Annotated in this window: 6 protein-coding genes and 1 other RNA gene; 2 read left to right on the top strand and 5 right to left on the bottom strand. The window is 64.6% G+C overall.

The genetic code is table 11. The annotated features are described in order from the left end of the window. Nucleotides 1-134 precede the first annotated feature (134 nt). From FXV83_RS08460 to FXV83_RS08440, 5 genes are all read right to left on the bottom strand, one after another. The gene (locus FXV83_RS08460; protein ID WP_187435754.1) at nt 135-959 is read right to left on the bottom strand and encodes a TIGR00282 family metallophosphoesterase; all 825 of its coding nucleotides are present in this window, start codon (nt 957-959) and stop codon (nt 135-137) included. Further along, nucleotides 937-1,533 carry a 5-formyltetrahydrofolate cyclo-ligase gene (locus FXV83_RS08455; RefSeq protein ID WP_148738731.1) on the bottom strand — a complete coding sequence of 199 codons (597 nt, stop codon included), beginning with the start codon at nt 1,531-1,533 and terminating at the stop codon, nt 937-939. Before FXV83_RS08455 ends, FXV83_RS08460 begins: the two co-directional genes overlap by 23 nt. 172 nt (nt 1,534-1,705) lie before the next feature. After that, a non-coding RNA gene (ssrS, locus tag FXV83_RS08450) (6S RNA) lies at nt 1,706-1,866 on the bottom strand. Between the two features lie 217 nt (nt 1,867-2,083). Continuing rightward, nucleotides 2,084-2,467: a cell division protein ZapA gene (locus FXV83_RS08445; RefSeq protein WP_148738730.1), complete on the bottom strand. Its 384-nt coding sequence runs from the start codon at nt 2,465-2,467 to the stop codon at nt 2,084-2,086. Continuing rightward, a complete protein-coding gene (locus tag FXV83_RS08440; protein ID WP_187435753.1) occupies nt 2,464-2,784 on the bottom strand; it encodes a DUF4164 domain-containing protein in 321 nt (106 codons plus the stop codon). Before FXV83_RS08440 ends, FXV83_RS08445 begins: the two co-directional genes overlap by 4 nt. A gap of 379 nt (nt 2,785-3,163) precedes the next feature. Here FXV83_RS08440 and tkt point away from each other — a divergent pair, with 379 nt between their 5' ends. Together tkt and gap are read left to right on the top strand one after the other, a co-directional pair. Beyond that, entirely contained in the window at nt 3,164-5,179 is a 2,016-nt protein-coding gene (gene tkt, locus FXV83_RS08435; protein ID WP_148738728.1) for a transketolase, read from the top strand. A 173-nt stretch (nt 5,180-5,352) separates the two neighbouring features. Beyond that, nucleotides 5,353-6,360: a type I glyceraldehyde-3-phosphate dehydrogenase gene (gap, locus tag FXV83_RS08430; protein ID WP_148738727.1), complete on the top strand. Its 1,008-nt coding sequence runs from the start codon at nt 5,353-5,355 to the stop codon at nt 6,358-6,360. The last annotated feature ends 119 nt before the right edge of the window (nt 6,361-6,479 follow it).

Raw genomic sequence — 6,479 nt, 5'->3', positions numbered from 1 at the left:
GAGGGGTATCTATCCGCGAACGTAACAGGCAGTTTTACGCGCGGAGAGAGACCCCTCACCCGCCTCGCCGCTTACGCGGCGAGCCACCCTCTCCCACAAGGGGCGAGGGTACACCGGCGATGCCGCACGAGATTTCAGCTCAACCAGAACTTCGGCGTCGTCGGCTCCAGCCGGCCCCCAGCACGCACCGGTGCAATCCGCAGTGCGAGTCCCGTCGCGTCATCCGTCTCCACCGCAACGCCGCTCAGCGTCGCTGCGCCCGCCGCCGGCTCGAAGCGGCCTGACGGTATTCCCGATGTGAACCTTCGCAGCGGCTCTTCTTTCTGCATGCCGATGATGGAATCGTAGTCGCCGGTCATGCCGGCGTCGGTCATGTAGGCGGTGCCGCCGGACAGGATCTGGTGGTCGGCGGTCGGCACATGGGTGTGGGTGCCGACGACGAGGCTGGCGCGGCCGTCGCAGAAGAAGCCGATGCCCTGCTTCTCGCTGCTCGCCTCGCAATGGAAATCGACGACGATGGCGTCCGCAGCAACGCCGAGCGGACAGGCGCCGAGCTCGCGCTCCAGCGCCGCAAAGGGATCGTCGAATGGGGTCATGAAGACGCGGCCGAGCGCGTTGACCACCAGCGCATGCTTGCCGTTCTTGGTCTCGACCAGGGCGGCGCCGCGGCCGGGCGTGCCGCGCGGATAGTTCGTCGGCCGCACCAGGCGCTCGGCGCGTTCAATGAACACCAGCGCCTCGCGCTGGTCCCAGGAATGGTTGCCGAGCGTCACCGCGTCGGCGCCGGCGTCGAGAAACTCCTGATAGATCGCCTCGGTGATGCCGAAGCCTCCGGCAGAATTCTCGCCATTGACGACGACGAAATCGAGCGACCAGTCCTTGACCATGCCGGGGAGATATTCGGCGATGGCGTTGCGCCCGGTACGGCCGACGACATCACCCACGAAGAGAATGCGCAACTTCAGAACTCCGGAAATCAAACACGTCCGATTCCGTTAGCACATAATCCAGCGCGACGTCGTGCGATAGTGCAGGAATCGCCTTGATCTCCTGCGCCGCAAAAGCAAGCCCGATGCCGACGATCTGCTTGGCTTTGCGCAAGTGCGCGAATGTGTGGTCGTAGTGGCCGGCGCCATAGCCGATGCGATGGCCGAGACGATCGAAGGCGGCGAGCGGCGTCAGCATGATGTCGGGGACGACTTCGGCCGCGGCGGGCGACGGCTCGGGAATGCCGAGCGGGCCAAGCATCAGGCGGTCGTTCGGATGAAAGATGCGGAAGACCAGCGACTGGCCACGCGCAGTGACGCAAGGCAGCGCCAGCTTTGCGCCCTCCTCGGCAAGCCTCTTCAGCAGCGGCATCGGATCGATCTCGCTGCGGATCGGCGAATAGCCGGAGACGATGCTGCCGGGCAAAAGCTTGAACGGCAGCCCGCGCTTGGCGAGCTTGGTGGCGGCGGCTGTGCGCTTCTTCTCGCTCAGCCCGTCGCGCGCCGCGAGGGCTTTGGCACGGAGTTCGGCTTTGGAGTTGGACATGTGCGTTGGTCCCCCACGTCATCACCCGCGAATGCGGGTGATCCAGTATTCCAGAGGCGGTGGTGATTCACACAAAGGCCGCGGCGTACTGGATGCCCCGGTCGAGCCGGGGCATGACACCTGTTGAACTGGCCGCGGTCGTTTCAACAAGCACAAACCAAGCAGACAAAAGTGCGAAGCCGCAGCCGCCGTTGAAGCACTCGATCCCGGAGTTCCCTACGAAAGTAGGTGGGCACCATATGTCCGGGCCCACGGGCCCGGCCAGGGACAGTTCCCTAAAGGATCGATAAGGCCCCGGGGATATATGGCTCCGGACGCGCGTCGCAGCCTCGCCTGCGCAATGTAACAACGATACTGACGAATCGCCATAGCGATCGCACGTGGCCACCAGACTTGGTGAAAGAGCTTGGCCTGCATGGTTCGAGACGCCCGCTTTGGGCGGGCTCCTCACCATGAGGGTTAGGATTTCACCGCGAAGCAAAGACCTCATCCTGAGGAGCCCGCGAAAAGCGGGCGTCTCGAAGGATGGCCGACAAGGGAAGCGCCAAAATCAGCCGATCGCAATCCCGTTGCCGACGGTGCGGTTCAGGACCTGAGTGGACTTCTCGATGCGTTCGGCTGCGGCGTTCAGCGCATTGACCACCGCAGTCTGGGTCATCCGGGCGCGCTCGACGGCGGCATTGCGGAAATCCCGCAGCTCAGTCAACTCCTGCTCCATGGTGCGGATGCGATTGCCGGCATCGACCAGTTCGTCGCAGACGGTCAGCGCCGCCATCACGGTGAGGCGCGCATCGCCGATCTCGCCGAATTTTCCACGCAGCGACTGGATTCGCGTCTCCAGGCTTTCGGCGAGCTTGAGCAGCCGCACCTCCTGGCCCTCCTCGCAGGCCATGCGGTATTGCCGGCCGTTGATGGTGACGTTGATGTGACTCATCCGTCCTCTCCGGTATCGAGCACCGAGCGGATCGTGACGATCGCGGAGTCCAGCCGGTCGGCGATCTCGCGATTGGTACGCTCGAGCTTGCGCGCCTTGACCAACGCGCCGTCGAGTTCGTCGGCAAGCCGCGAACGGTCTGCGCCCAGCGCCTGGATCCGCGTCGCGAGCTCGTTCTCGTCGCGATCGGCATCGCGCCGACGCTCGACCGCGCTTTCGAGCGAGTCGAGCGCCGCCATGAGCCTGCGGGTCGCGATCTCGATCTCGACGGCAGACGACTCCGTCATGGCGGAACTGTTGGAAACGCGATCGTTCATGCGCTCAGCGGCGGACCTTGGTGGCCTTTGCCCAGTGGCCTTTTCCTGGGGCTTGCCGCCCGGCAAAAGACTCGGTTCGGCAAGCGGTTAGAAGCAGAAATTTACGTGGCAAGCTAGCAAATCGCAACGTCGCCGCGAAACTATGCACCGATAGATCGGCCGTGAGCATCCCGGCCGGCCGGTTCCTGGCCTGCACCATCTCCGGCTGCGGCTTTTCCGGATCGCGCGGCGCGCAACTTTTCGCTCGGGGATGGCGTTTGATTGCCTTGGACTCCCGGAACCGAGATGCTATCCAGCCCCCAACCTCCCGTGACCGCCAGGCTCGATCCAGCGCGGCGCACACGGCCATCAAGCACCTCATTCCAGACGGATTTTCATCATGATGCAGCTCGATGCCACCCGTATGGCCCATACGCAGGTCGATGCCACCCGCATGGCCAACGCGATCCGCGGCCTCGCGATGGACGCCGTCGAGAAGGCGAAGTCGGGCCATCCCGGCCTGCCGATGGGCGCGGCCGACATGGCCACGGTGCTGTTTACCCAGTTCCTGAAATTCGATGCAGCCACACCGAGCTGGCCCGACCGCGACCGCTTCGTGCTCTCGGCCGGCCACGGTTCGATGCTGCTCTATGCGCTGCTCTATCTGACCGGCAATTCCGAAATGACCTTGGATCAGATCAAGCAGTTCCGCCAGGTCGACTCGCTGACCCCCGGGCACCCCGAGAATTTCCGCACCAACGGTATCGAGACCACGACGGGCCCGCTTGGCCAGGGCATCTCGACCGCGGTCGGCATGGCGCTCGCCGAGAAGATGCTCGCCGCCGAGTTCGGCAAGAAGATCGTCGACCACCACACCTTCGTGCTCGCCTCCGACGGCGACCTGATGGAAGGCGTGTCGCAGGAAGCGATCGCGATGGCCGGGCACTGGAAGCTCAACAAGATGATCGTGCTCTACGACGACAACGGCATCTCGATCGACGGCCCGACCTCGATCTCCGATTCCGTCGACCAGGTGAAGCGCTTCAAATCCGCGGGCTGGGCCGCCGAGAAGATCGACGGCCAGGACCAGGCCGCGATCGCAGCCGCGATCACCCGCGCCAAGAAATCCAGCAAGCCGACGCTGATCGCCTGCCGCACCACCATCGGCTTCGGCGCGCCGCACAAGGCCGGCACGGCAAAGGCGCATGGCGAGGCGCTCGGCGCCGAGGAGCTCAAGGCCGCCAAGGAGAATCTCGGCATCTCGCTCGAGCCGTTCACGGTGCCCGATGATGTGCTCAAAGCCTGGCGTGAAGCCGGCAGCCGCGGCGCGGCGGCACGACAGGAATGGGAAGGAAGGCTCGCTGAGCTCGGCAGCCGCAAACGTGCCGAGTTCGAGCGCCGGTTGCGCCATGAGCGTCCGGCGTCACTCGCGAAGGCGGTGCGCGCCTACAAGAAGGAGCTGCTGGAAAAGCCGATGGTCGCGGCGACCCGCAAATCCTCGGAAGCCGTGATCGAAGTCATCGCTGGCGCGATGCCGATGGAATTCCTGGCAGGCTCGGCCGACCTTACTGGTTCCAACAACAACAAGGCGAAGTCGGCGACCGCCTTCTCCGCCAAGACGCCGAAGGGCCGCTTCATCCATTACGGCATCCGCGAGCACGGCATGGCCGCCGCCATGAACGGCATCTTCCTGCACGGCGGTTTCGCGCCGAACGGGGCGACCTTCCTGGTGTTCACCGATTACGCGCGGCCGGCGATGCGCCTTGCCGCCTTGATGGGCGCCGGCGTCGTCTACGTGATGACCCACGATTCCATTGGCCTTGGCGAAGACGGCCCGACCCATCAGCCGGTCGAGCATCTCGCTGCGCTTCGCGCCATTCCGAACATGCGCGTGTTCCGCCCCTGCGATTCCATCGAAGTCGCCGAGTGCTGGGAGTTGGCGCTGAACCGCATCGACGGCCCGACCGTGCTGGCGCTGACGCGGCAAAACCTGCCGCAACTGCGCACCAATGCGCCGAACGAAAATCCCTGCCAGCAGGGCGCCTATGAATTGGTCGCCGCCCAGGGCGAGGCCAAGGCGACGCTGTTCGCGTCCGGCTCCGAGGTCGAGATCGCGGTCGCCGCCCAGAAACAGCTCGCCGAACGCGGCATCGCGTCGCGGGTGGTCTCGGTGCCCTCGCTCGAGCTGTTGTTAGCGCAACCAGAGGCGAAGCGTGCGGCGATCATCGGCAACGCGCCGGTGAAGGTGGCGATCGAGGCGGCGGTACGCTGGGGCTGGGATGCCGTGATCGGCCAGGACGGCGAATTTGTCGGCATGCATTCCTTCGGCGAGAGCGGGCCGGCAAAGGACCTTTACAAGCACTTCGGCATTACCGCCGAGGCCGCGGTTAACGCTGTGCTGAAGCGCGTGTCCTGAGAGTTGAGCTTGCCAAAGAAAAGGATTACGTAACTCCGCATATGATCAAGCACCGCCCGGCCGAACCGGGCGTCCGCCCTAAAAAAACCCTCGCAGGCGCGCTAAGCGCGTTGTGCGGGAAGAACGGATGTCATTGAAGCAGACGTCATCGAACGGTCATAAGGAGACGAAACATGGTAGTCCGCGTTGGAATTAACGGTTTTGGCCGCATCGGTCGTAACATCCTGCGGGCTATCGTCGAGTCCGGCCGCAAGGACATCGAGGTCGTCGGCATCAACGATCTCGGCCCGGTCGAGACCAACGCCCATCTGCTCCGCTTCGATAGCGTCCATGGCCGGTTCCCCGGCACCGTGACCGTCGACGGCGACACCATCAGTCTCGGCGGCGGCAGGATCAAGGTGACCGCCGAGCGCGATCCCTCGAAGCTGCCCTGGAAGGATCTCGGCATCGACATCGCGATGGAATGCACCGGCATCTTCACCGCCAAGGAAAAGGCCTCCGCGCATCTGACCGCCGGCGCCAAGCGCGTGCTGGTCTCCGCGCCCGCCGACGGCGCCGACGCCACCATCGTCTACGGCGTCAACCACGACACGCTGACCAGGGAGCATCTGGTCGTCTCGAACGGCTCCTGCACCACCAACTGCCTCGCGCCGATCGCCAAGGTGCTGAACGATCTGGTGGGCATCGAGACCGGCTTCATGACCACGATCCACGCCTATACCGGCGACCAGCCGACGCTCGACACCATGCACAAGGATCTCTATCGCGGCCGCGCGGCGGCGATGTCGATGATCCCGACCTCGACCGGTGCCGCCAAGGCGATCGGCCTGGTGCTGCCGGAGTTGAAGGGCAAGCTCGACGGCGTCGCGATCCGCGTGCCGACCCCGAACGTCTCTGTCGTCGACCTTAAGATCGTCGCCAAGCGCGCCACCGATCCGAAGGAAATCAACGAGGCAATGAAGCGCGCCTCCGAGCAGCAGCTCAAGGGCATCCTCGGCTACACCACCGCGCCGAACGTCTCGATCGACTTCAATCATGACCCGCACTCCTCGACCTTCCACATGGACCAGACCAAGGTGCAGAACGGCACGCTGGTGCGTGTGATGTCCTGGTACGATAACGAGTGGGGTTTTTCGAACCGCATGGCGGACACCGCTGTTGCGATGAGCAAGGTGATCTAAGCCAAGGTCTCGTGTCCCGGACGCGGCGCAGCGTGTCTTCACGGTGCGCCGCAGAGCTGGGACCCAGCCACACCGTAGGTCCCGGTTCTGCACAGCGGCACTTCGCGCTGCAGTGCGCG

Origin of the sequence: Bradyrhizobium hipponense (assembly GCF_008123965.1) — a bacterium.
Lineage (GTDB): Bacteria > Pseudomonadota > Alphaproteobacteria > Rhizobiales > Xanthobacteraceae > Bradyrhizobium > Bradyrhizobium hipponense.
The sequence above is the reverse complement of the archived record's forward strand: the minus strand, read 5'-3'. Positions and strand labels throughout refer to the sequence as shown.